The organism is uncultured Psychrosphaera sp. (assembly GCF_947500655.1).
GTDB lineage: Bacteria > Pseudomonadota > Gammaproteobacteria > Enterobacterales > Alteromonadaceae > Psychrosphaera.
Map to the genome: position 1 here is coordinate 13,283 of NZ_CANMSK010000021.1, position 25,660 is coordinate 38,942.

Below are 25,660 nucleotides of genomic sequence, written 5' to 3' on the forward strand. Positions count from 1 at the left end.
CTCCCTTTTCTTACTTTAATATAGCTGTCATATTTATAGATAATACTGTGATCATTACTTTTTTAACGATTTTACTAACGGCTATCATTTATGAAGATTTTACATTCCATCTTAGTATTCACCTTTCTATTTAGCTCTCTTTTTATTTTTAACTCGCCTGTATTGGCAAAGCAAATCAATGCTCAAGACAAGCTGGTCATTGCACATCGTGGAGCCAGCGGTTATTTACCAGAACACTCTATAGCAGCTAAAGCGATGGCTCATGCTATGAACGCTGATTACATTGAACAAGACGTGGTGATGAGCAAAGACAACCAATTGCTAATATTGCACGACCACTACCTTGACCGAGTCACCAATGTTGCGACTGTTTTTCCTAACCGAAAACGTCAAGACGATCGTTATTACGCCATTGACTTTACCCTGACAGAAATCCGTACCCTCAAGATGACAGAAGGATTTAGTGTGGATGAAAGTGGCCAACAAAAAGCCGGATTTCCAGAACGTTTTCCATTATGGAAATCTACATTTGCAGTACATACCTTGGCTGAAGAGATTGAGCTAATCCAAGGTTTAAACAAAAGTACCGGCAAAAACATCGGTATTTACGTAGAAATAAAATCGCCAGCGTTTCATTTACATGAAGGTAAAGACATCAGCAAAGCGGTATTAAAAGAGCTGAAACGCTATGGGTACGACAACACTAACGATAAAGTATTTGTACAAAGCTTTGATGCTATTGATCTGCAACGTATTAAACAAAAACTATTACCTGAGCTAAATATACAGGTAAAACTGGTGCAATTAATCGCAATGACGGACTGGCAAGAAACCTTAATTTATAACAAGAATACAACCACAGCTTATGATTACGATTGGATGTTAACACCAGAAGGCATGCAAAAAATTGCGACCTACGCCGACGGTGTTGGCCCTTGGAAACCTATGTTAGTTGATACAACAAGCAAACCTGTTAAATCTAATGGCTTGTTACAAGCAGCACATAAAGCGGGATTAGTTGTTCATCCCTACACGTTCAGAGCAGATAGCGGCCGTATTCCAGAATATGCCCAGGATTTCGATGATCTTTTAAAGATCTTCTACTTCGACATTGGCGTAGATGGCGTATTCACCGATTTTCCAGATAAAGCGGTTCAGTTTTTACAAAAAGCACAAGGGAATAAATAACGACGGAGCACGTTCTGACAAGACATAAGAATGACTCGACAACAGTGACATATTGTCACACCTGCGGTTATAAACTAGGTAAGAGGATTTACCTAGAGGGAGTTTTTGCTGGCAAAAAGCCAAGTATATAAGCTAATTAGGAGTGCAATATTAAACGACAAATAAGCCAGCCAATATACAATTTCTACACCGCTTAATTGCAGCATTAGTAAGGTGGAAATGAACATTCCACTCCAGCCAATTGTTTTAAATGTATACCGCGCTTTTTTTGTTAACCTGGTGTTAAAAACCACCTTAAAATGTTTATCCATGCTTAACAATAAACAAGGCAAGGCAAACATCTGCAGAACAATACTTATTAACATGACTTTGCCTCAACCTTTAAATAATTAACCGACGTTCTTACTTTTAACCAAAGCGCTGTTTTCAATAAAATAATGCCAATAATAAACATAGCGACAGTCACGCCAAGGTAAGTAACATTGGTCTGGATTATCGCATTAACGAGCCATTGGCTATTTTGCATAACATCAACAAACGGCAGTAAAATACATCCGACAGCAGATATAAGTAATTGCTCAAACCATGCTTTATTGGCAGGACGTAAAAGCGCATGAATTAAGCATATTAACCAGGTCCATAAAAAAACATGAACTTCCATATTAGCTCGGTTTGCTATTTCAATTGGCAATAATCTATTTGCTAGAAAAAATGCGGTGGTTGCCACCAACAAACCGGCAATGCCCGAGATATTTAGCCGCTCAACAATAAAGTAACCCAAGTGAAAACCTTGGTGTTTTTCTTTGCGTTTTTTTAACCAAATAATAAGACCAGTGGCGATTAATGCACTGGATAACAAGCCAAGCAGAAACAGCAACCAACGCAAACCTGTGTCGGCAAAGTGTCCTTCATGTAAACCAAAGAACACTCGTCTCACCTCTGTTGCTGTACTGGCTGGTTGATAACCTTCAAGCGCTTCACCAGTGTGAGAAGAAAACACCAAACGTTCAGACTGACGAGACAAGGTATTGTCTTTTACTCGGTCTACAATGATACGACCGTTCTGACTAAACGGTTGTTCAAATGTAATACGACGAATTTGATCTTCACCAGTCCACGTTTGTTGTACTTGCTGCTGAACAACAGCAAAGTCTTTTAGTGGTAATGGCATCTCAGATACAGCGTTTGAAGATGATTCTATAGAAGGTAAATTAGGAGCTAAATGAGGAGCTAAGTTAGGAGCTAGCTGCCTACTTAATGCACGTTCACCACCAGCATAATAATTGGCGCTAAACGGCATATACATAATGTTATATATCATAATGCCACTGCTGCAGATCATGATACAAAAAGGGATTGTGGTGACGCCAGCCAGCGCATGAAAGTCAGTTAACGCTTTACCTACTTTATTGAAACGTAAGGTAAAGAAATCTCGGAAAAAGCGCCTGTGAGTAAAAATGCCACTAAACACAGCTATCAGCATAAACATTGCTGCGATACCTGAAATATAACGACCGCCATAACCCCGTAATTCCAATGTGTAATGGAAAACTCTAAAGAAATTTCCACCAGCAGATTCACGCGGTGTAACAACTTGGCCTTCGTCAGGGCCTAAACTAAGGTTCTGCCTATCTCGGCCTTTACTCCATTGGATAGACCAATGTTCGGTTCTTTTATCTGGTAAATTAATACGCCAGCGATCTGAGTCTGTACCTTCTTTATGTAATACATCCAGTGAGCGGTTTACCATATTTTGCGTTGATGAAACTTGAACTAATTCGGGTTTCATCCACTGAGTAATTTCTGGGTTAAAGTAACTTAACGTGCCGGTTAAAAATATTGTAAACAGCAACCATCCAATAACGAGCCCTGAGTACGTGTGTAACCAGATCATCGACTTTCTAAAGTCAGGCTTCATTCTTTTCCTACCATTTCACGACTAACACGTAATAAATAACGCCAAACAAACAGAGACTTAACAATATATCTCGCCATAATAACCAAGCACTTTTACGACAAAAGCAGGCGATTATCACAATAAAGTAAACGACATAACTTAACATTGACGCGGACATTACCGCTTCATTTAGCTCGCAAATTTGCCCCCAAACAAGCAGTTGAGCAAATGCAAAACTGAATGCAACAGACAAAGCATAGCCGCCAATGACGGCGGCTATAACACGAGAGAACACATCTAAATTGTGTTTCATTTTACAATTCAAAATTGTGTAATGTTAAAAGCTATAGGTAGCGGTTAATTTTGCGTTACGGCTTTCACCCGGTAAACCACCTAAGTACATAGCTTTGCTGTAATAAGTTTCATCCGTTAAGTTGCGTAAGTTAAGTTGGATATTCCACTCTTCACCTACATAACTAACTGCGCCACCTAAAACGGTATAAGCTTCAACAATTGCGTAATTAACACCAAATGCAGACGCTGCAATAGAGCGCTCACCTTCATGCGTTACACCAATACTAAATTTAATTGGACTTGGTAAAGCTTCAAACTTATAGCTGTAACTTGTCCATAAACTAGCAAGGTTTTCTGCAAGACCTTTAGTTTGTTCTTCACTCTGGCTAGCTGCGTAGTTGCCTGGCACAGTTACCGGTGTTTGGTGTGTTGCATTAAAGTTCATTGTCCATTGGTCGTTAAACGCTAAGTTTAAATCAACTTCAACACCTTCTGTTTGGTCTTTCTCGTCGTAGTAATACTCAGTAAGATCAAAGTTATCTACATCATCATAAAGAGGATTTGAATAGCGTAAGTTAGTACGACTTGTTTGGAAGAACACAACAGAGGCAAGTAAGTCTTCTTCAAATGCGGTAAAACGTGCACCTAAATCAAAAGACTCAGACTCTGAATCTGGGCGGTTATCGTCTTCACTTAAGCTACCTAATACGCTGTATGCGGTTCTGCCTTTTGATGCATTTAAAAATGTGCTTAACTGCTCAAATGGTTGGTAATTTAAACCTAGGTTGTAAGTAAAACCACTGTCATCCGCATCTAATTCAGGGTTGCTGTCTGAAGTTTGGTTTTGATATGTTTGACTGATACTACTGTATGCACCACCAACACGAGCGGTTAGTTCATCTGTAATATAAACCACTTCTTGTAAGCTTAAGCCCCACGCTGTGGCTGACTTATCATATTTACTTCTTAGTGAAGGGTTATAATCTTCAAAAGTACCTGTAGGCCAGTTAGGATTACGGATATCTAAAATATAAGGAACTGCATCACTTCTAGTATCGTCAGCATCCCAAATTGAATATTGTTGGTAATCCATTTCACGGTTTTCATAGTTGGCACTTATTAAATGCTCACCGCTTATATCGCCGAATGTCCATGCGTTAGACAAATCAGCAAAGTATTGCCAAGTTGTTTCATTTGCTTCAATACTACGATATTCCTGACGACGAGCTGCATAAGGATACAATACACCGTCAATCACTAAAGGAGCTCTAGGATTTACATTCGTTGTTCCGTCACGTTCCGTGAAGATATAATTATTTGCTGATGTTTGGCGAATGTATTCTGTTGAATAGCTTCGGTATTGTAATTGATGCGCTAATACCCAGTTATCCGTAATTTCAAGATCGTGACGAACTTTAAATCTAACTTCTTCACCTTGGTTTGGTGTAGAGATAGGTGAAATTAATGCAGTGTCGCCTAAGTCAATTGGCTGCCAACCGTCTGTACTACTTAAACTGCTAGCTAATTCTTCACGCTGAGCGTCAGTAAGTTGCAAGGCGTCTGCACTGATAGCAGTATCACCATTTGGTAAATCTGCTGCAGTAATACTGCCAGCTTCGGCATCAATTAGACTTAAATCAATTAAACGTACAGGATGTCCAACAGAATCAATTTGCACAGCATCATCAACATAAGCGGCAGAGAAAAGTAATGAATTACCACTAGAGATGTTATGACTTAAAGAAGCGTAAAACTCTGAGCGTTCTGAGCTTAATCCACGGTAACCGTCAGATTTTTCATAATTAGCAACAATTCTATAAGCCGTGTCTTTAGTTAAACCAGCCGTTGCATCAACCATTAAACCTTGGTTGTTCCATTGCCCAGCAACTGCACGGATTTGATAAGCGGCCTCTTGTTGTGGTTTTTTCTCAATTAAATTGATAACACCACCAGCAGCACCCATACCATAAAGCCCTGTTGCAGGACCTTTTAATACTTCAATACTCTCAACATTGGTCATTGTACGTGTTGGGTTATAACTATTTTCTAAGTCAGCTCCGCCATACATACCATCGTAAGCATAATTAACACCTAAACCACGAATAGCTAGATTATCACCAACACCATAGTTATTACCGGCTTGGCTTAATCCACTTACATTACGTAAACTTTCTTGTAATGTTGCTCCAGACTGCTCTGTGAATAACAACTTGTCTACCACGACAATGGCTGCAGGCGTCTGCATTAAATTCATATTAGATTTAGTCGCAGTTCCAGAATCAACAATAAGTTTATTATGTTTGCTATATACGCTTATTTTTTCAATTTCACCGTCTTTAGTTACTTTTGTAGTGTCTTCGTTTGCATAAGTTAGAGATGAAGTTGTTGCCATTAACATGGTTACAGCAGCTGAAATCGGCCATGTAGGTTTAAGCTTGAAACGCATTAGAGGATACCCTTATTAAATATGTGTGTTTTATATCTTTTTAATATATAGCAATGATAATGATTCTCATTTGTTTATTCAATATTTAAATCAGCTATTTTTATGTGTACGTTAAGCCTGTAGTGGATCACCGCGAAATTAATCACTTTAATCTGTTGATTATAAAAGTAAAAAATAATGGAAAGGGTCGATTGGAGAAAAGAGAAATATATTAATTGGCCAGTCAATAAATCTGCACATACAAAAAAGGCCAGAGACAATGTCACTGACCTTAGATAAGTTGTTAACCTATTAAATTGGAACCTTATTTAATAAAGCGCCAATATTAACAATTAGTCATCTAACAATATTCTAGCAATAGTACGGACGCCCATGCCTGTTGCTCCGGCTGAGTATTTGCCATTGCCTGCAGGGTTGAATGCGCCAGCTAAGTCAAAGTGTAACCAGTTTTGGCCTTCATTAGCGACAAAGCGTGATAAGAAGCCTGCTGCGTTTGAAGCTCCGCCTTGACCACCACCTTTTTGTGCTCGGCTGTTTGCCGTATCTGCATACGGTGATGGACACGCTTTTTGATGGAATTTCTCAAGTGGTAATGCCCACGCGCCCTCAAACTCTAATTCAGCAGCTTGTAAGCCTTGTGCAACAAATGGTTTGTCTAAACCAAATACCGCATTGTAATCACTACCAACGGCCATCATAGCGGCACCAGTTAGCGTCGCTGCGTTAATAACACGTTGTGCTTTTAACTCGCCTGCGTGTAATAAACCGTCTGCCAATACAACGCGCCCTTCTGCATCTGTATTTACAATCTCTACGGTTGTGCCATTTTTATAAGTTAAAATGTCACCTAGTTTATAAGCGTTACCGCCAATAAGGTTTTCTGCGCAGCATAATATAAGTTTAACTCGTTTGTTAAGGCCACGAGAAATAGCTAATGCAAGTGCAGCTGTTACTGTTGCAGCGCCGCCCATGTCGCATTTCATGCTCAACATGCCTTCAGACGCTTTAATGGAATAACCACCACTGTCAAAGGTTATACCTTTACCAACAAGCGCCGTTGAAATTGGTGCATTTTTATCTTTAGTTGGATTGTAATCTAACGTCAACATAACCGGAGGATGAATACTGGCGCGGCCAACTGAATGAAGTCCAACCCAGCCATTTTCTAGTAAGTCGTCACCCATTACGATTTCGTGAGTCACGCAATCTGGGGCTAATTCTGTAATAAGGTTTATTGAGCTGTTAGCTAATGCTAATGGATACATATCTTGTGGAGATTGATTGGTAACATTTTTTGACCAATCAAACGCTAGTTTACGATTGTTTAATTCAGTCGTATCACCTTCAGCCCAAACAACCGTTTGGCCACCTTTGGCTGTTGTAAAACCAAGATAGAAACTCCATTGTTGTTCTATGTCCCAAGACTCTGCAAGTGCAACGGCATTAACCCCTAAAGATTGAATTTGGCGAGCCGACGTTTGGATAGTTGATAATTGGGATTTGTAATCTGTATCCGTTAGATGAATGACTTGACCTTCTGCATTCATGCTAAGTGAGTTGTTTGTTCCCCACTGGGCTGGTGCTGCTTGTTTTGAAACGGTAACGTTTAAGATATCTGACATGGGCACTCTCATAGTTAAAATAATTGAAGACGTATAATTGGCTACAAAAAAGAAAATTAATTCTATAACATCAGTTTACTCCTTGTTTTCTCATTAATATAGTTATTGAATACACATCTTAATAAAATTGTCTTCGTTAATTGATTGGATGGTTGGGGATAGTTTTTAACTTATTTTTATAAAGGAAAATAGCAATGGCCGGAGCAAGTTTTTTTGCATTGTTTGATGATATCGCCTTACTGTTAGATGACGTAGCAGCAATGACGAAAGTAGCCGCTAAAAAAACAGCTGGTGTATTAGGTGATGACTTAGCGGTGAATGCTGAGCAAGTTTCAGGTGTTAAAGCCAATAGAGAATTGCCGGTTGTTTGGGCTGTGGCAAAAGGATCTTTACTAAATAAGTGCATGTTAGTGCCTGCGGCGATATTAATTAGCATATTTGCCAACTGGCTGATTGTGCCATTATTGATCATGGGTGGTTTATTTTTGTCTTTTGAAGGGGCAGAAAAAATCATTGAAATGGTAGAGAAGAAAGGGAAAGGAAAAAACAAAAAAACACAACACCAAGAAGCTTTAATTTCGGCATTAAATGAACCGGACCTAGATATAGTCAAATACGAAAAAGACAAAATAAAAAGTGCGATAAAAACCGACTTTGTTTTATCGGCAGAAATAATAATTATTGCCCTTGGAACCGTTGCCAACAACACCTTAATTGAACAAATATTAGTATTATCAGTTATTGCCATCGTGGTAACTACAGGCGTTTATGGCGTGGTTGCGCTTATCGTTAGGATGGATGATGTAGGTTTAGCTTGGTTGTCACTTAAACCGAGTAATTTATTTAATAAGTTGCGTAACAAAATTGGGTCAGGTTTATTAATGTTTGCACCTAAATTAATGCAGAGTTTAAGTTGGATTGGCCTAGTTGCTATGTTTTTAGTTGGCGGCGGCATGCTAACGCACAATATGGCTTGGTTACATCACGTATCTGAAATCGTTTTAGGTTTTTTACCAGCAGATAGCAATGTAATACATACAACCACCAGTGTTTTATTAGACGGTAGTTACGGTGTAATTGCCGGATTAATAGTAGCGGGCTTGTTACATTTAATCCTAAGCAAAACTAAAGAGTAACTATTTTATGCGGCATTATTGTTATGAAGCGTTATTTTTATGAAGCATAGCTCGCCTTTAGTAAAGGGCACATTAATAAAACGTTACAAACGTTTTTTAGCCGATGTAGAAACCGAAAATGGCGAAGTGATCACCATTCATTGTCCCAATACAGGGGCAATGACGGGTTGTGCAGAGCCTGGTTATACCGTGTATTACAGTACGAGCGATAATCCTAAACGTAAATATCCAAACACTTTTGAACTCGCTCAAAATCATCTAGGACACTTTATTGGTATTAATACTATCAAAGCAAATAAAGTCGTAATTGAGGCAATAAACAAAGGTTTACTGCCAACTCTTAACAATTACTCCACGTTAGCAACAGAAGTGAAATACGGTAACGAGAACAGTCGAATTGATATATTACTCACGGATAATGCCTTAGATGATAGCTCTGACAGGAGCAGTACAAAACCTAATTGTTATGTGGAAGTAAAATCTACAACATTATTGTTAGATGAAAAAACAGGGTTAGGCGCATTTCCAGACGCGGTCACTACACGTGGACAAAAGCACATTCGCGAGCTAGTTGAGATGATCCAACAAGGTCATAGGGGCGTAATAGTGTTTTTAGTTCAACATACAGGTATTGAATCGGTAAAAGTGGCCGATACTGTTGATGCTAAATATGCTGACGAACTAAAAAAGGCGTTTTTTGCAGGATTAGAAATAATAGTATTACACACAAAAATTGATGTTGACGGTATTACGGCGAATAACACCAGTAAATTTCAGTGGCCGGCATAAGATTTATTTTGTTCATATTTAACAAATAAATTGCTCTGGCCTTAATTATTTGCTATAGATAGCGCCGTTTTTTAAAAGCAGTAACACCACTGGTTGCTGAATAAAAATACCAAAATACGCTAACCAGTTGAATTATTAGGAGAAAACAACGCATGGCAGATAAAAAATCATTAGGATTGCTAGCCCTCGCAGGCGTTGAGCCGTATGTTGAGAAGAAAAATGAAGAGTACATGTGTGATGAGCAGTACGAACATTTTAGTAAAATTTTAAATGCTTGGCGTACTCAGTTACGCGAAGAAGTTGACCGTACTTTGTCTCATATGCAAGACGAAGCAGCGAACTTTCCAGATCCAGTAGACCGTGCTTCGCAAGAAGAAGAGTTTGCATTGGAATTACGTACTCGAGATCGTGAACGTAAGTTAATTAAGAAAATCGAAAAAACACTTGGTTTAATTAAATCTGGCGACTTTGGTTTTTGTAAGACTTGTGGAATAGAAATTGGTATTCGTCGCTTAGAAGCACGTCCTACCGCAGACCAATGTATCGACTGTAAAACATTATCTGAAATTAAAGAGAAGCAATTAGGTGGTTAAGGCATAAGCCTTAACCCTTTTCACTTTAGTACTTATCCATTTTAGTGAAGCTTCCAATTTTGAACTCGTTTCATCTGCAAAAAAAATTCCAAATCAGCAATGTCCAATATCGTGGACGTTTTGCGCCATCTCCATCTGGACCTTTACACTTTGGCTCTTTAGTCGCAGCTCTTGGTAGTTTTTTGCATGCAAAATCTCAAAATGGTTTATGGTTTGTACGGATTGAAGATATAGATAAACCAAGAGAGCAAGCTGGCTCTGTTGATGATATTTTAAATGCTCTTGAAAGCTTTGGTATGGTTTGGGATCAAGATTTACAAACAAACAACGAAAATAACTATCGTGGCTGTTTAGTCCAATCCAATCGCTTAGAGCGCTACCAACAAATTTTTGATGATTTAAAACAACAAGGTCTTCTGTATTCTTGTTATTGCACACGCAAAGAGATTAAAGAAATGGGTGGCATTTATCTTGGTCACTGCCGTAATAAACAGCACAGATTTGACGCTCATGCGGTTAGGATAAAGCAACAAGCAGCACAAACTGAGTTTACCGATTTACTGCATGGCAAAGTTAATATTGATGAGCAGCTAATGAATGAAGATTACATTGTTAAGCGTTCGGATGGTCTATTTGCTTATCAGTTGGTCGTGGTTATTGATGATATAGATCAAGCCATTACCAATGTAGTAAGAGGTGTTGATATCATGGAATTAACACCTAGGCAGATAAGTTTATTTAATTTATTTGGCATTGCACCGCCAAGTTATTTGCATTTACCTTTGATAGTTAATGATGATGGGCAAAAGCTAAGTAAACAAAATAAAGCGTCTGCAATTAATTGTAGTGATCCAAAACCTGAATTGCTTAAAGCTTTAGCTTGCTTAGGATTGCCGGTGTTAAGTCAATCTTCTCTGTCGGCCCTTTCAATACCTGATATCATTGACTGGGCAATACAAAATTGGGATATAAATAAGATCCCAACTCAGTTAAATATTTTGCTTTAACGAACAAAAACAACATTAAAAAATTAAAGATGTTTGATTCATCGTTAACTTATTTATATTTACAGCTAATTGCTGTAAAATGCGCCGCTTTCGTAGGCTTAGCTACATGCGTCTAATCATAATTAATAAAATTGGGTAAATCTCTTAGTGGTATTTAAAAAAGTTATATCTTGGTTTAGTAAAAGCAAGCCTCAATCAGCGGCTACAACTCCAAGCAAGTCAAAGGCACCTGCCAAACAATATGTTGCTCGAACTCCTAGAGTTATCGAAGGCGCCACGACAATTCCACGTAGCGAACATCCAGTGTCCAGAAAGGACATTAGCCCAAGTGCGCTTAAAGTTTTATATCGTCTTAAAGATAATGGTTACGAAGCTTACTTAGTTGGTGGCTGTATTCGAGATATCTTATTAGGTTTAGAGCCTAAAGATTTTGACGTAGTAACTAACGCCACTCCAGAACAAGTTAAACGCTGTTTTAATAATTGCCGCTTAATTGGTCGCCGCTTCCGTTTAGCGCATATCATGTTTGGTAGGGAGATCATTGAAGTTGCAACGTTCCGTGGACATCACGAAGCAGAAGCCGAACCTGAAGAAAACGAAACAAAAGAACAGTTAGCTAAAAAGGTTTCTCGTCAAAGCGACGAAGGACAATTGTTGCGTGACAATGTATTTGGTTCAATGGAGGAAGACGCGGAACGTCGTGATTTTACTATCAATGCCTTATATTACGACATCAGAGATTTCTCAATTTACGACTTTGCCAATGGCATGGCTGATATCGAAAAAGGCTTAATTGACCTAATTGGCGATCCTGAAACTCGCTATCGTGAAGATCCAGTGCGTATGTTACGCGCAGTTCGTTTTTCTAATAAATTACGCATGCAAATTGCAGAACGTACTGAAAAACCAATTTTTGAACTGGCTCACTTATTACAAAATATCCCACCGGCACGTTTGTTTGATGAATCATTAAAACTAATGTTAGCGGGTAAAGCTCAAGTAAATTATCAGTCGTTAAGAGAATATGGTTTATTCCGCTATTTTTATCCTGCGGTTGATAAAGAGCTAACGGGCAATATGGACGATAAAGAAGAACGCTTACTGTCTATTATGTTTAATGCTACCGATACTCGTATTAATTCAGGTAAGTCGGTTTCTCCAGCTTATATCCTAGCGGCTATGTTTTGGTACCCATTGGAAGCAATTGCAACCTCACTAGAGCAAGAAGGTGGATTACATCCGTATGATGCATTCCAAGTTGCGACTAACGATGTGTTACAACAAGCTGTGCAAACTATTGCTATTCCAAAACGCTTTACTGCTGCTGCTCGCGAGATTTGGACGTTCCAACATAGATTAACCAAAACGACTGGCAAACGTCCGTCAGTGTTAATTGAAAATCCAAGATTTAGAGCCGCTTATGATTTCTTAGTACTACGTGCTGAAGTTGAAGGTGGTGAATTGGTTGAGTTGGCGCAATTCTGGACAGATTATCAACAATCTGACGAAGGTAAAAAACACGCCTACGCTAATCCAAACCAAGGCAAACCTAGCTTTAAATCAAAAGCACCAGATTCAAGCTACCCAAAGAAAAAACGTAAACCTCGCAAATATGATAAGCCTAAGGCCAAAAACCAAGGAAGCTAATAATGAGTGAACTGGTTTATATTGGTTTAGGGGCAAATTTACAATCACCACTAGCAACCATAAAATTAGCACTTGAAGAGTTAGCTAATTTACCAAATTCTGAGTTTATTACTGTGTCTAAGATATACAGCAGTAAACCAATGGGACCTGCCGACCAACCTGATTATATCAACGCAGTTGCATTAATTAAAACTGAGCTGACAGCTCATGAATTATTTAAGCATACTTGTAGCATTGAAGATAAACATGGCCGAACTCGCTTAGGTGAGCATTGGGGAGCGCGTACGTTAGACTTAGATATCTTATTATTTGGTCAACAATTAATAAATGACGAAACCTTAATTATCCCTCATTATGGTTTACAGCAACGTGAGTTTGTTATTTATCCTTTATTAGATATTACTCCCGATTTAGTGTTACCTTGCAGTACATCAGTTGCTGCATTAACTAGTAACATTCCGTTGAATGGGATGACGCCCATTTAAACACCCTAGATTACAAGTTATAACAAGATTGTTAAGCAAAATTACAAAGGTTTATCATGGCAAAGATCACAACTTCAACGTTATTAAAGATGAAACAAAACGGCGAAAAAATCGCGGCGTTAACTGCTTACGACGCAAGTTTCGCTCAATTATTTGATGCCCAAGGTGTTCATGTTTTATTAATTGGCGACTCAATGGGAATGGTTTTACATGGTGCTGACAGCACATTAAGTGTGACCAATGAACAGATTGCTTACCACACTCGCTGCGTTAGAGCTGGCGCGGCCAATGCGTTAGTTATCGCTGACATGCCATTTATGACTTATTACAGTGCTGATAAAACGTTAGAGAATGCCCATGAATTAATGGCAGCTGGCGCTAACATGATCAAAATGGAAGGTGGTGACTGGTTATATGACAGCATTACTAAACTAACTCAAAACGGTATTCCAGTATGTGGTCATTTGGGCTTAACGCCACAATCTGTAAACGTATTTGGTGGTTTTAAAGTACAAGGACGTGATGATCTAAAAGCATTAGAAATGGTTGAACACGCTAAAGGCTTAGAAGCTGCTGGCGCGCAATTATTAGTATTAGAATGTATTCCAACAGATTTAGCCAAAGCGATAACCGATGCCATCTCTATTCCAACAATAGGCATTGGTGCTGGTAACCAAACTGATGGACAAATTTTGGTTATGCACGATATGTTTGGCATTAGCTCAGGTTACATTCCTAAGTTCTCAAAAAACTACATAGCTTTAACTGGCAACATGCGTGAAGCGGTCGAATTATATGTATCAGAAGTTAAATCTGGTGAGTTTCCAGATGAGTCTCGTTCGTTTAATTAATAGGTCAATTTATGTTAATTTTTAATAAATTATCTGAATTACGTCAATGGCGTAAAGAGTTAGCATTACAAGGTAAGTCATTAGCATTTGTACCAACCATGGGCAACTTGCATGAAGGGCATATCAAATTAGTAGAAGAAGCGCATAACTACGCCGATGTTGTTATAACCTCTATTTTTGTTAATCCAATGCAATTTGGTAAAAATGAAGACTTAGATGCCTATCCTCGTACGTTTGAAGCAGATTGCGACAAACTAAAAGCAGCAAATAATCATGCTGTTTTTTACCCTAATGCCAAAGAAGTTTACCCAAATGGCTTAGATGCACAAACCTATGTTGAAGTTCCAGACACAGCACATAGCTTGTGTGGTGAAGCAACCCAAAGACCAGGACATTTTCGTGGCGTATCTACTGTTGTCGCTAAGTTATTTAACTTGGTTCAGCCTGATGTTGCGGTATTTGGCGAAAAAGATTATCAACAATTACGGCTGATCAAAACTATGGTTTCAGATCTTAATATGCCAATTGAAATTATTGGTGTTGAAACGGTAAGAGAAGAAAGTGGTTTAGCAAAAAGTTCACGCAATGGCTATTTAACCGCAGCAGAAAAGAGTTTAGCGCCTGCGTTAAATCAAGCTCTTCTCTTAATAAAACAATCTGTATTAGATGGTATTGCAAGAATAGATACACTCAAAAAACTGGCGACTGAGTTTCTTAATGAAGCTGGGTTAAAGACCGATTATATTCTTGTACGTGACGCTCATACTTTAGCACCACTGACTAAAGAAACGACAGAGGTTGTGATCTTAGGTGCAGCATATTTAGGTAAAGCGCGCTTAATTGATAACATAAGCTTTAAACGCGAAACCAATTAATTCTGAATCTGTTTTATTTTATATTCCAGATTCAAATATAAAAAAGCCAACCTATTAAGTTAACAGGTTGGCTTTTTTATTTGTCCATTTATCTTATTGGCTAAGCACTTTTTTCAAGATAGCCGGTAAACTGCGCCAGCTTTCTTTAGCAATTTCTCTTTGCTCATCCAAAATATCTTTCAATATCTGTTTTGTGGTTAGAGGGTTAGCTAACACAGTTCTAAATACGGTAATGGTTTTTCCATCATAACGTTGAGGTGTTAAGCGAGTTCTTGAAACAAAAGATTTACCAGATTCACGCTGTTTCTTTTGAATAAAACGCGTTAAGTCATTAAGTAAATCGTTAATAATAACCTTTTCATCTTTGCCACACATAGCCATAAAATCTTGTACTGCTTTAGGCACATAACGATAAGTTAAAATACACAACTCAGGTTGGGTGATCAGCTCAAAGTCATCATCTTTTTGGATTAATTCGGCAAAATAGTTGGCGTTGTCTATGCTGCGATCTATCAGCATTTCATAACCTTTACGCCCCATTACTTTTAAGCATGCATAAACCAACATCGACATACCAGGACGGCTGCCCTCAAGTGTATGTGAACCTAAATCCTTGGAGCCTTTACGTAATATATATTCCGCATGATGTTCAATTACATCAGTAGCTCGTGGATCTTTAAATAACACCATACCTGCACCCATAGGCACATACATCTGTTTATGAGCATCTATAGTAATAGAGTCAGCTCTTTCTATGCCAACAAGCTTAGAGCGTTGATTACCAGACAGTAACGTCGCTCCGCCCCATGCAGCATCAACATGAAAGTGTATTTTATGTTGTTCTGCTAAGTCAGCCATAGCAACGAGAGGATCTATGCTGCCAGTTTCTGTTGTACCAGCAACACCAACCAGCGCCATAATACCTACGTTTTGCTGCTTTAATTCTTTGATGGTTTCAGCAAGTAAATCGATTCGAATTTTATTATCATCATCCGTCGGGACAGTCACTATATCTTGACGACCAATACCAAGAATATCTGCTGATTTACTTAACGAATAATGACCACGTTCAGATACTAATACGACAACACGTTCGTAACCGTAATGCTTCATTGCGCGGAACAAACCTTCTTTGCCGACACCTTTAAAGTCACCATCTGGTCCCAAAACGGTATTACGTGCAATCCACAATGCCGTTATATTGGCCACAGTGCCACCTGAACAAAACGCACCCAGTGAATGATTTGCACTGTGCATGTAATGCTCGTAATAGCCGTCATTATTTTCACGGGTTTCGCCATAAGCGATGCGATGCATCATACCGATAACTTGGCGTTCCAATGGCGTGAATGCTTTGGAGGTTTCTATTTTTACTAGGTTTTGGTTTAAACCTACCATCAATTTAGACAGAGGTAGTAAAAAGTATGGAAGCGCAGAGGTCATATGACCAATAAAGCTCGGAGACGAAGTGTGTACTGACTGAGCAACTAATTTATGCAGTAATTCATCAGCAATGTCTGAGACAAACTGAGGATTTTCTGGCATAGCCGAATCTAGAAAGTCTTTTTCAATTTCTGATAGAGGTTTTTCGACTGCAACAATATGATCACGCAAAAAACCATCTAGGTTTTGCGATACTTCTTGTTCAATCAGCGACAGCGTCGAATCAGGATCTTCAGGTATTGTGAATATCCGATATAAATTTTCTTCTGTTGCCGCAGCAATTCGTTTGTCAGACATAGCTAAATTCAGCCGATTTAAGTTGCCAGTACTTTACTGTAACTGACAGAAAATGTCTTTACTTTATAGCAGTAAAACTGTTTTTTAATCTGATATTTAACTTATTAAAAACCTAAACTATAACGGTGATCCATCAACATCCAGTTTAGATTTAATGATATTGACCACAATATCAAGCATTTCATTATTAAGTTGGCGCCAATCAAAATAAGGTGTAACTAAGCATTGATCTACGTCAGACCATTTTAATTTATCAAATTTTTGATGTGATACTAACGGTAATAAATCCAATTGGCTTTGCGCGTAACTAAAACCACACACAAGAGAAACATAAGGTGTTGGTTCACTTTCTAATTGCTTAAGATTTTGAACACGCTGTTCGGTTGTCACACTAAGTGGTGAAAAAGCAATAAACTCAAAGCCCTGCTCTGTTAACAGCTTTGTATCTCGGTACTCTTGCCATGTTTTACATCCTGTATCAAATAAGGCAAACGATATTTTTGCCAAAATTGAAAACACTTTACGCCAATGATTACCGGTTTGCTGAATGATACTCGCAGCTTCACCAAGCTGTAGTGGCCGACTAATATCGTGTTGAAAGTCATCCATCGGTGGTCTGTTGGCAATATGTAAAACGACACGAGGCGAATGTTTTATTACACCAAATCCTACGATTTTACTGCTCGTCCAATCTTTCATTTATTTTGACCTTTGATAGATATAAAAAAACCGAGCTAGGCTCGGTTTTTTTGCTAAAGACTATCGATTAAATATCGTTAGGCTTAGGACGTGAGTTACGTTTACGTTCGTTTTCAGTAAGGAATTTCTTACGGATACGAATGCTTTCTGGTGTTACTTCAACCAATTCGTCATCATCGATGAATTCTAACGCTTGTTCCAATGTCATTACGATATGTGGAGTTAGTGTTTGCGCTTCATCTGTACCAGATGAACGTACGTTAGTTAATTGCTTACCTTTAAGTACGTTAACGGTTAAGTCGTTATCACGGCTGTGGATACCAACAACTTGACCTTCATAGATGTCAGTTGCGTGTCCAATCATCATACGACCACGTGATTGTAAGTTAAAGATTGCATTTGTTAATGCTTTACCAGTTGCATTTGCAACTAATACACCATTCAAACGTTGACCAATTACGCCACCTTTGAAAGGTCCGTACTCAACGAATGTGTGATAAATCAAACCAGAACCAGACGTTAATGTCATAAATTCAGTTTGGAAACCAATTAAACCACGGCTAGGCATCATGAAGTCCATACGAATACGGCCTTTTCCATCTGGAGCCATGTCAGTAAGTTCTGCTTTACGGATACCCATTTTTTCCATGATAGAACCCTGATGTTGTTCTTCAACATCAATAGTTACTGTTTCATATGGTTCTTGTTTTTCGCCATCTACTTCACGCATGATAACTTCAGGACGAGAAACTGCTAACTCAAACCCTTCACGACGCATGTTTTCAATTAATATGCCTAGGTGTAACTCACCACGACCAGAAACTTTAAACTTATCTGGATCGTCAAGTTGCTCAACACGTAATGCAACGTTATGAACTAATTCTTTGTCCAAACGTTCTTTGATGTTACGTGAAGTTACAAATTTACCTTCTTGACCAGCAAATGGAGACGTATTTACTTGGAATGTCATTGTTACTGTTGGTTCATCAACAGATAATAACGGTAAACCTTCAACTTGAGATGGATCACAAATAGTGTCAGATATTTTTAATTCGCCAACACCAGTAATAGCAATAATATCACCTGCGTGTGCGCCTTCAGCTTCGTAACGGTCTAGACCTAAGTAACCAAATACTTTACCTACTTTAGCGTTATGAACAGTACCAGCAGCTGTTTGAATTGTTACTTGTTGGTTTGGTTTAACCGTACCACGTGTAACACGACCTATACCGATAACACCTAAGTATGAGCTGTAATCAAGTTGAGAGATCTGCATTTGGAAAGGACCGTCGATATCAGCAGCCGGAGGCGGAACTTGATCAATGATAGTTTCAAACAATGGAGTCATGTCTGTGCCAGTTTCGCCTTCTTCATGAGAAGCCCAACCGTTTAATGCTGAAGCATAAACAACTTTAAAGTCTAATTGTTCGTCAGTTGCACCAAGGTTGTCGAATAAATCAAATACTTGATCCATAACCCAATCAGGACGAGAACCTGGCTTATCAATTTTATTGATAACTAGAATTGGTTTAAGACCTTGAGCAAATGCTTTTTGTGTTACAAAGCGAGTTTGCGGCATTGGACCTTCTTGTGCATCAACAATCAATAGAACAGAATCTACCATTGACATTACACGTTCAACTTCGCCACCAAAGTCAGCATGTCCTGGGGTATCTACGATGTTTACACGGTAATCTTTCCAGTCTATCGCTGTATTTTTAGCTAGGATTGTAATACCACGTTCTTTCTCGATATCGTTCGAGTCCATAACACGGTCTTCAGCATCACCACGAGTCTCTAGTGTTCCAGACTGTGCTAATAGTTTGTCAACAAGGGTAGTTTTACCGTGGTCAACGTGAGCAATGATAGCAATATTGCGTAAGTGAGCAGCATCAGCTGGTTTGTTCATTTTAATTCTCTCAAATTCGTTTTTGGGGTAAACGTAGAGCAATTCACTATATAAAATCCAAACCTTCTTGGACCATTAAATGTTATCTACTACATTAAAATTTTCGCGCATTATACACGAATAATAAAATAGTGGGTAAAAAAAGAATCATGTTAAGTGAGCTTATTTTACGGTAGCCCTAATTCAGAGTAATTTATTAACTTAACCGAAGACGATAATTTAACATTTACAGTTGTTTTTCCTTTTTAGATGAATAGACTGAAGATAGGTTAATTTTTAGCTAGTGAGTGTTGTATGGATAAAAGTGCCTTTTATAAAGAAATATTCTCAACCGTATTGGGATACAGTCTTGACCTGTTTGCTTATATAGATATCAACTACCGCTATCTTTATGTAAGTAACAGCTATGCTAATTTTTACGGATTTAAGCCCGATGAGTTAATTGGACGTACACCTGTTCAAGTCTTTGACTCAATAACCTATAACAAAGTCATCAACCCATACCTTAAGGAATGTATTAAAGAAAAGACGCCAGTTAATTTTGATACATGGATCACAGCAAATAAACTCGAAGAACCACACTTTTTATATATGTCTTACTTACCGCATATTTCTGAACAAACAGAAGAAGTGGTTGGAGTGATTATTATCGTAAAAGACGTCACTGAATTTAAACGAGCTGAAAGTATCTTATCAGTATCCGCCAATACCGATCCTTTAACCGACATACCAAACCGTCTTTATTTAGAAAAAAAGTTAGAATCATTAACAACTAACCGCGATCGAACTTTAGATAGATTTGCACTCTTGTTCTGCGATTTAGATGGATTTAAACAAGTAAATGATACTCACGGCCATGCCGTTGGTGACAAAGTACTGCATCAAGTCGCAAAACGATTAAGTAAACATATTCGTAATGAAGACATTATTGCTCGTTACGGCGGTGACGAATTTGTGATCTTAATTTCACCATTAACTGACGATAACGTTATTTCAGTGATCAAAGAGAAAATAGGTCGCTCTATTTCCCAACCTTTTGATGTGGCCGGTATAAAAATACATATCGGGATCAGCATCGGCGTGTCTATCTATCCTGACGAATCTAACGATGTGTTAGAACTGATTAATCAAGCCGATCGTAGAATGTACAAAATGAAAAACAATAAACCTGAGATGTAGCGCTTTTTTTAATCTTTTTGAAAGGATCAACTGACCCTAATATATTGGATTATATTTAAAATAATGAAATCAAATTAACAAAAACATTGTTATTAATCCGATATCGTTCTAAGTTTACTACGAGCAAATAAATTGTTATTTAAATTCATCAACTAAAAGTAAATATAATCTTATATGAACGTAAAATTTATAAACCCATTTTTAACATCATTAATGAATGTACTTGAAACTATGGCCATGACGAAGTTAGTGCCAGGTAAACCATCATTAAAAAAGGAACAAATAGCCAGAGGTGATGTATCAGGCTTAATGGGCATGGTAGGGCCTCAAACTAAGGGTTCATTATCTATCACCTTTGAAGCGTCTCTCGCTATTTCTATTATGGAAAAAATGTTAGGTGAACGTCCTGATTCTATAAATGAAGACGTAACCGACATGGTTGGTGAAATAACCAATATGGTGACAGGTGGTGCTAAAAATATTCTATCCGATAATGGTTACGAATTTGACATGGCTACACCTATGGTTGTTTCAGGAGAAGGTCATACCATAAACCATAAATGTGAAGCATCAACACTTATCATTCCTTTTGATTCAGAAAACGGCAAAGCATTTATTGAAGTATCGTTTGATGTACTTGAAGCCGATGAAGAATAAATATAAGGCTTCAGTATAAGTAAAATCCATGTCTAACTGGCAAAAACAAATACATTTAAAGCCGCGTAATCGCGGCTTTCATCTAATAGACTCAGATATTTTAAACCAATTACCGCAACTACATAGCTGTGAAATTGGCATACTCAATCTATTTATCCAACATACCTCAGCGTCATTAACTATAAACGAAAATGCAGATCCTACTGTAAGAATTGACATGGAATCTCATTTTAATAAATTTGTTCCTGAAAATGCCCCCTACTACCTCCATGATTATGAGGGCAGCGACGATATGCCCGCTCATATTAAAGCATCAGTTTTAGGTAGCTCAGTCAGTATCCCAGTGAATAATGGCAGTTTATTGTTAGGAATGTGGCAGGGAATTTATTTAGGAGAACATAGAAACCACGCAAGCAGCCGAACTATTATAGCCACTTATATTGGCAGTTAATTAGGGACTGTTTGATATTACTACAAACTTGCTCCAACAAACGCTGACGGGCTTCTATACTCGCCCATGCTATGTGTGGGGTAATAATTAGATTTTCTAATTGCTCAGTTAACAATATATGATCTTTTGGTGGCGGCTCTATATTCAATACATCGGTTGCGGCACCGCAAATTGTTTTTTGCTTTAATGCTTGCAGTAAATCAGCTTCATTAACAATCCCACCTCTTGCTGTATTAATAATAACCGCTGATGGTTTCATCAAACCGAACTCTGTTGCTGCAATCAAGTCAGTTGTTTGTGCCGTTAATGGACAATGAATGCTGATCACATCTGAATTAGTGAGTAAGTCGATAAAACTAACACGCCCTGCTCTTATTGATTTAGCATCTTTATGCTCAGCAATAATTACCTTCATATCAAATGCCAGCGCTATTTTTTCTACTGACTTAGCTAACGTACCATAGCCTACTAGCCCAATAGTTTTACCAGTTAGCTCTGCTATAGGAAAGTCTAATAAGCAAAACGACTTACTCTTACTCCAATCACCTTTTTTAACGAGAGCGCTATAACGGCTAGTATTATTAACCAATTCTAATAACAAACTAAACACAAGTTGAGCGACCGAATTTCCGGCATAGTTCTTTACATTTTTAACCGCAATCGACTGTTTAGCTGCTGCATCTAAATCAACGTTGTTCATCCCCGTTGCTGCAACACATATTAACTTTAGCTCTGGAAGTTGAGATAAAGTCTGAGCGTCTAACTGCACTTTATTGGTTATGATCACCTGTGCGTCAGCGCAGCGCTGTAATACTTCATCTGGTGATGAATAAGCATGCATTTGCCAATTAATTGGTAAATTAGTTAATGGTTCAAAATTAATATCTTGACCCAATGTAGCTGCATCTAAAAATACGCCAGTTAGTTTTTTTGTCATTATTTTTATCTAATTTGCTATTTAACTTATTACAGACTTAATATTCAAGTATGGGTAATATATAGCTTTGTTTAATTAAAGCACGCTGACTTTCTAACTTATCTAATGCCGTTTGATAAGCTTGGATAACTTCATCGGATGTTTCTATATTGAACGCTATATAGTTACTAATTTCATTCACTTTCCATACTTGTTCATATTGGCTAGCATCTATGTTTAAACGATTAGTCAAATGCTGGAAGCTATGTACTGATGTAACCATCATTTCAACGCGTTCTGATTGCAACATGATAAATGAACGCTCCAAATCATCAACTTTAGCAATATTAAAGTCTGGAAAGCCAACTTGTCGAAGCGAAATTTCTGAAACATCACCTTTAATTGCAGATACTTTGTAGTTCAATACATCGGCTAAATTAGTAAATTTTAGATTAGATGATTTTTTTGCCATTAATATATGAACAGATTTAAACAGAGGGCCAACCCACTTAAATAAAGGTTCACGAGCTGGAGTTTTAGCCATAGTGAACAATGCTGTATTTGAGGTTTTTAATGTGTTTCGGTAAGCACGAGTCCAAGGTAAAACGGTTATATCTTGCTCTGGTAACTTTAACTCAGTCCAAATCAACTTTAACGAATCCACTGTAATACCAACTAATTCATTATCTTTCATATAATTAGCAGGTGGGTAAATTTCGGTATAAAAAGTGATTGGGGTTAATTGACTTTGTTCTAAATTAGACTTACTCGCTGCCATAGCTGTATTGGAAAAAGCAGATAACGACAGAGCTAAACAAAGGTAAATAAATTTTTTCATAAACATTGTTAACCTATATTGTACTTTTATTAAGCTGAATTTTTCACAAGCCCGATTATCAAGGATTTTGTAGTTTATTCAAGCTAATACCAACATTCTTGATTAAATTAGCATCATTTACTTGGAGAACAGTCTAAAACTTTTAAATCTCGACTTTAATCTGTCGGGTTTTGGCTGTAACTGACTAATTGGTGCTTTTTTATGATATCGACCAATAACGGAAGTTAATACTAACGAAGCAATAACTGAATATAGAACCTGCTCAACCGAATAAACTTGAAAGGCAAGAGTAAGAATGATCATATCGATTATAAAGATCACTTTCCCGGTATGAATACCATAATGTTTTTCTAAATACAGAGCCAAAATATTTACGCCACCAAGAGAGGCGCCATTTCGGAATACTAATAAAAGGCCAATACCCATTAAGCCGCCAGCAATAATAGCAGCTAACCATAGTGGAATAACATCAATAACGATCATAGAAGATAAGGCGTCTGACAAAACTGAAACTAATGCGATGGAGACGATACTTTTAAAGGTAAATGATTTGCCCATTTGTTTAAGCGCAATAACAAAAAATGGTAGGTTAATTAAGAAGAACCAAGTACCAAGACTTATCTCGTACAGGTTATTTGTGATAGCCGCTAGGCCACCGGTTCCGCCAATTAGCAAGCTACTTGATTGTAAAAAGAAAAAACCTAATGCGACTAAGAAACAACCTTCAACTATCGCGTACCATTCAAATGCAATTTTTTTCATTTTTACCTCAATATATTTGGCCTGCAGTATATGTTTTTACCCGTTCAATTTCGAGTATAAACTCTAAAAACACTAAATGATTTTTTTACAAAAAAACCAATAATCAGCAAAACGTATTGAAAAAATGACATAAAAAAACACTGCCCGAGGACAGTGTTTTTATTATCTAACTTATTACCGCAAGCGGTGAATAAATTAAGCTTCCGCGATTACTACAATTTTAATTGATGCAGTAACTTCAGGGTGTAATTGGATAGCAATATCAAATTCACCTAGTTCACGGATAACGCCTTCAGGCATTTTAACTTCTGATTTAGCTACTTCAACACCGGCTTCAGTTATTGCAAGAGCAATATCACGAGTACCGATTGAACCAAATAGTTTACCTTCTTCACCAGCTTTAGAAGCGATAGTCACTTCACCAAGACCAGTTACTTTGTCAGAACGAGCTTCACATGCTGCTAATTCAGCAGCAACTTTCTTCTCTAATTCTGCGCGACGAGCTTCAAACTGTTCAGTGTTAGCTTTAGTTGCAGGAACTGCTTTTCCTTGAGGGAAAAGGAAGTTACGTGCAAAACCAGACTTAACATTAACGCTGTCGCCTAGTGAACCTAGGTTAGCAACTTTATCTAAAAGGATAACGTTCATATTTATTATTCCTCTTATTGATGTAAGTCAGTGTAAGGTAACAATGCAACATAGCGTGCGCGTTTGATTGCACGAGCTAGTTGACGTTGATACTTTGCGCTTGTACCAGTAATACGACTTGGTACGATTTTGCCACTTTCTGTAACATAGTTACGTAGCGTAGCTAGATCTTTATAATCTATTTCTTTTACGCCATCAGCTTTGAAACGGCATACTTTACGACGTCTGAAATAACGTGCCATTTGAATTCTCCTAATTGAGTATTTCTATATGTTGAGCGTGCAAGGCAATAATGGGAGTCCCTTTATTACTTTCGTGGCGATTTAAAAAACCACTCACTTGAACTGCATCACCCACAATAAAATTTTTAATTAACTGTTGTTGCTCTTTCCCACAGGTTACAACATGAATTCGAATATAAGCATTTCTACTAAACTCTGACTCTTGTTGAATGGACTTATGTTCAATTGAAAATTGACCATGAATCACCCCTGCTGGACTATCTGAAAACTTAGGTGCTTTGCAAATCAGGCCACTTAATACAACTTGATTCAACACTTAAGACACTCCAAACAAATTAAGCAGCTTGTTCTTTCTTCTCTTCTTTAGCTAAAGGAGAAGCTTCTGTAACTGCGCTATCTTTACGGATAGTTAAGCTACGTAAAACCGCATCGTTATAGCGGAAAGATTCTTCTAGCTCAGCAACAACTTCACTTGGCGCTTCAATGTTCAAAAGAACATAATGTGCTTTGTGTAGTTTCTCAATTGGATAAGCTAATTGACGACGACCCCAGTCTTCTAGACGGTGGATCTGTCCGTTTGCTTCTGTAATTGTACCAGTATAACGTTCTATCATACCTGTAACTTGTTCACTCTGATCAGGGTGAACCATTAAAACGATTTCGTAATGACGCATCGTTAGATTCCTTATGGATTTTTAGCCTCAAAATCAAGCTCAGCCACACTTGAACAAAGGCAAGGAATTAAATAAATGGCTGATTTGGGCGCGAATTATACTGTGATTGGGGGAT

Annotated in this window: 27 protein-coding genes; 12 read left to right on the forward strand and 15 right to left on the reverse strand. The window is 37.9% G+C overall.

The annotated features are described in order from the left end of the window. Positions 1–90 precede the first annotated feature (90 nt). Complete coding sequence (gene glpQ / locus Q0940_RS14940; RefSeq protein ID WP_299270236.1) at positions 91–1,188, forward strand: glycerophosphodiester phosphodiesterase; 1,098 nt, start codon at positions 91–93, stop codon at positions 1,186–1,188. Between the two features lie 92 nt (positions 1,189–1,280). Here glpQ and Q0940_RS17120 read toward each other — a convergent pair whose 3' ends face one another. From Q0940_RS17120 to pepB, 5 genes are all read right to left on the reverse strand, one after another. After that, positions 1,281–1,553: a DUF3325 family protein gene (locus Q0940_RS17120; RefSeq protein WP_363323589.1), complete on the reverse strand. Its 273-nt coding sequence runs from the start codon at positions 1,551–1,553 to the stop codon at positions 1,281–1,283. Beyond that, positions 1,547–3,106, reverse strand: a complete 1,560-nt coding sequence (locus Q0940_RS14945; protein WP_299270239.1) for a PepSY-associated TM helix domain-containing protein — start codon at positions 3,104–3,106, stop codon at positions 1,547–1,549. The genes Q0940_RS17120 and Q0940_RS14945 overlap by 7 nt, the downstream gene beginning before the upstream one ends. A 7-nt stretch (positions 3,107–3,113) precedes the next feature. Continuing rightward, positions 3,114–3,398: a hypothetical protein gene (locus Q0940_RS14950; RefSeq protein ID WP_299270242.1), complete on the reverse strand. Its 285-nt coding sequence runs from the start codon at positions 3,396–3,398 to the stop codon at positions 3,114–3,116. Positions 3,399–3,422: 24 nt separating this feature from the next. After that, complete coding sequence (locus Q0940_RS14955; protein ID WP_299270244.1) at positions 3,423–5,825, reverse strand: TonB-dependent receptor; 2,403 nt, start codon at positions 5,823–5,825, stop codon at positions 3,423–3,425. Positions 5,826–6,157: 332 nt separating this feature from the next. Further along, the gene (pepB, locus tag Q0940_RS14960; RefSeq protein WP_299270246.1) at positions 6,158–7,447 is read right to left on the reverse strand and encodes an aminopeptidase PepB; all 1,290 of its coding nucleotides are present in this window, start codon (positions 7,445–7,447) and stop codon (positions 6,158–6,160) included. 194 nt (positions 7,448–7,641) lie between these two features. Between pepB and Q0940_RS14965 the strand changes: the two genes are divergently transcribed. From Q0940_RS14965 to panC, 8 genes are all read left to right on the forward strand, one after another. Further along, positions 7,642–8,583 carry a DUF808 domain-containing protein gene (locus Q0940_RS14965; RefSeq protein ID WP_299270248.1) on the forward strand — a complete coding sequence of 314 codons (942 nt, stop codon included), beginning with the start codon at positions 7,642–7,644 and terminating at the stop codon, positions 8,581–8,583. Between the two features lie 39 nt (positions 8,584–8,622). Beyond that, positions 8,623–9,372, forward strand: coding sequence for a DNA/RNA nuclease SfsA (gene sfsA, locus Q0940_RS14970; RefSeq protein ID WP_299270251.1), 750 nt, complete (start codon positions 8,623–8,625; stop codon positions 9,370–9,372). A gap of 152 nt (positions 9,373–9,524) precedes the next feature. After that, positions 9,525–9,965 carry an RNA polymerase-binding protein DksA gene (dksA, locus tag Q0940_RS14975; RefSeq protein ID WP_299270255.1) on the forward strand — a complete coding sequence of 147 codons (441 nt, stop codon included), beginning with the start codon at positions 9,525–9,527 and terminating at the stop codon, positions 9,963–9,965. 59 nt (positions 9,966–10,024) lie between these two features. After that, positions 10,025–10,972 (forward strand): tRNA glutamyl-Q(34) synthetase GluQRS, encoded by a 948-nt coding sequence (gene gluQRS / locus Q0940_RS14980; protein ID WP_299270258.1) that lies wholly within the window; start codon positions 10,025–10,027, stop codon positions 10,970–10,972. 264 nt (positions 10,973–11,236) lie between these two features. Then, positions 11,237–12,619, forward strand: coding sequence for a polynucleotide adenylyltransferase PcnB (gene pcnB / locus Q0940_RS14985; protein ID WP_299270413.1), 1,383 nt, complete (start codon positions 11,237–11,239; stop codon positions 12,617–12,619). Positions 12,620–12,621: 2 nt separating this feature from the next. After that, positions 12,622–13,104, forward strand: a complete 483-nt coding sequence (gene folK / locus Q0940_RS14990; RefSeq protein ID WP_299270261.1) for a 2-amino-4-hydroxy-6-hydroxymethyldihydropteridine diphosphokinase — start codon at positions 12,622–12,624, stop codon at positions 13,102–13,104. A gap of 56 nt (positions 13,105–13,160) precedes the next feature. Next, a complete protein-coding gene (panB, locus tag Q0940_RS14995) occupies positions 13,161–13,955 on the forward strand; it encodes a 3-methyl-2-oxobutanoate hydroxymethyltransferase (protein ID WP_299270264.1) in 795 nt (264 codons plus the stop codon). A gap of 11 nt (positions 13,956–13,966) precedes the next feature. Then, the gene (panC, locus tag Q0940_RS15000) at positions 13,967–14,830 is read left to right on the forward strand and encodes a pantoate--beta-alanine ligase (protein WP_299270266.1); all 864 of its coding nucleotides are present in this window, start codon (positions 13,967–13,969) and stop codon (positions 14,828–14,830) included. A 93-nt stretch (positions 14,831–14,923) separates the two neighbouring features. Here panC and panP read toward each other — a convergent pair whose 3' ends face one another. The 3 genes from panP to typA all read right to left on the reverse strand — a co-directional run bounded on the left by panP (position 14,924) and on the right by typA (position 19,178). After that, complete coding sequence (gene panP / locus Q0940_RS15005) at positions 14,924–16,570, reverse strand: pyridoxal-dependent aspartate 1-decarboxylase PanP (RefSeq protein WP_299270270.1); 1,647 nt, start codon at positions 16,568–16,570, stop codon at positions 14,924–14,926. Positions 16,571–16,687: 117 nt separating this feature from the next. Then, positions 16,688–17,269 (reverse strand): hypothetical protein, encoded by a 582-nt coding sequence (locus tag Q0940_RS15010; RefSeq protein ID WP_299270272.1) that lies wholly within the window; start codon positions 17,267–17,269, stop codon positions 16,688–16,690. Positions 17,270–17,336: 67 nt separating this feature from the next. After that, positions 17,337–19,178, reverse strand: coding sequence for a translational GTPase TypA (gene typA / locus Q0940_RS15015; RefSeq protein ID WP_299270274.1), 1,842 nt, complete (start codon positions 19,176–19,178; stop codon positions 17,337–17,339). Between the two features lie 294 nt (positions 19,179–19,472). Here typA and Q0940_RS15020 point away from each other — a divergent pair, with 294 nt between their 5' ends. The 3 genes from Q0940_RS15020 to Q0940_RS15030 all read left to right on the forward strand — a co-directional run bounded on the left by Q0940_RS15020 (position 19,473) and on the right by Q0940_RS15030 (position 21,465). Then, positions 19,473–20,357, forward strand: coding sequence for a GGDEF domain-containing protein (locus Q0940_RS15020; RefSeq protein ID WP_299270277.1), 885 nt, complete (start codon positions 19,473–19,475; stop codon positions 20,355–20,357). Between the two features lie 174 nt (positions 20,358–20,531). After that, the gene (locus Q0940_RS15025) at positions 20,532–21,014 is read left to right on the forward strand and encodes a chemotaxis protein CheX (protein ID WP_299270280.1); all 483 of its coding nucleotides are present in this window, start codon (positions 20,532–20,534) and stop codon (positions 21,012–21,014) included. A 28-nt stretch (positions 21,015–21,042) separates the two neighbouring features. After that, positions 21,043–21,465 carry a secondary thiamine-phosphate synthase enzyme YjbQ gene (locus Q0940_RS15030; protein WP_299270283.1) on the forward strand — a complete coding sequence of 141 codons (423 nt, stop codon included), beginning with the start codon at positions 21,043–21,045 and terminating at the stop codon, positions 21,463–21,465. Here the strand turns inward: Q0940_RS15030 and Q0940_RS15035 are convergent. From Q0940_RS15035 to rpsF, 7 genes are all read right to left on the reverse strand, one after another. After that, positions 21,440–22,402, reverse strand: coding sequence for a D-2-hydroxyacid dehydrogenase (locus Q0940_RS15035; protein WP_299270287.1), 963 nt, complete (start codon positions 22,400–22,402; stop codon positions 21,440–21,442). The two genes, Q0940_RS15030 and Q0940_RS15035, sit on opposite strands and share 26 nt — an antisense overlap. A 37-nt stretch (positions 22,403–22,439) precedes the next feature. Next, the gene (locus Q0940_RS15040; protein WP_299270291.1) at positions 22,440–23,219 is read right to left on the reverse strand and encodes an ABC transporter substrate-binding protein; all 780 of its coding nucleotides are present in this window, start codon (positions 23,217–23,219) and stop codon (positions 22,440–22,442) included. 117 nt (positions 23,220–23,336) lie between these two features. Further along, positions 23,337–23,981: a YitT family protein gene (locus tag Q0940_RS15045; RefSeq protein WP_299270294.1), complete on the reverse strand. Its 645-nt coding sequence runs from the start codon at positions 23,979–23,981 to the stop codon at positions 23,337–23,339. A 195-nt stretch (positions 23,982–24,176) separates the two neighbouring features. Continuing rightward, positions 24,177–24,629, reverse strand: coding sequence for a 50S ribosomal protein L9 (gene rplI / locus Q0940_RS15050; protein ID WP_299270299.1), 453 nt, complete (start codon positions 24,627–24,629; stop codon positions 24,177–24,179). A gap of 14 nt (positions 24,630–24,643) precedes the next feature. Continuing rightward, positions 24,644–24,871, reverse strand: a complete 228-nt coding sequence (rpsR, locus tag Q0940_RS15055) for a 30S ribosomal protein S18 (RefSeq protein WP_105050846.1) — start codon at positions 24,869–24,871, stop codon at positions 24,644–24,646. A gap of 10 nt (positions 24,872–24,881) precedes the next feature. Continuing rightward, positions 24,882–25,184 (reverse strand): primosomal replication protein N, encoded by a 303-nt coding sequence (gene priB / locus Q0940_RS15060; RefSeq protein ID WP_299270416.1) that lies wholly within the window; start codon positions 25,182–25,184, stop codon positions 24,882–24,884. A 22-nt stretch (positions 25,185–25,206) separates the two neighbouring features. Next, positions 25,207–25,545, reverse strand: a complete 339-nt coding sequence (rpsF, locus tag Q0940_RS15065; protein WP_105050847.1) for a 30S ribosomal protein S6 — start codon at positions 25,543–25,545, stop codon at positions 25,207–25,209. Positions 25,546–25,660: the final 115 nt, after the last annotated feature.